Here is a 255-nt window from a genome sequence, read left to right on the forward strand (position 1 = left end):
ATATTGCCTCAGCAAGCCGTTAGTGTTCTCGTTTGTACCTCGCTGCCAGGGATTCCTCGGGTCGCAGAAGAACACCTGAATATCGGTCGCCAGCTTGAAACGCTTGTGGTCGGCCAGTTCAGAACCTCGGTCCCAAGTGAGCGACTTGTAAAGCTCTTGCGGCAGCTTCATCGCGTGCTGGATCAAGGCATTGACGACCGTTTCGGTATCCTTGCGCGCCACCTTCACCAACATCACGTAGCGCGTCTGTCGCTC

1 protein-coding gene is annotated in these 255 nt (G+C 55.7%); it reads right to left on the reverse strand.

Annotation, left to right across the window (positions count from 1 at the left end; genetic code table 11):
- The coding region (locus GM658_RS29930; protein WP_155457521.1) for an IS30 family transposase at positions 1 to 255 on the reverse strand (255 nt) is incomplete at both ends.

The organism is Massilia eburnea, from assembly GCF_009720745.1.
Lineage (GTDB): Bacteria > Pseudomonadota > Gammaproteobacteria > Burkholderiales > Burkholderiaceae_D > Rugamonas > Rugamonas eburnea.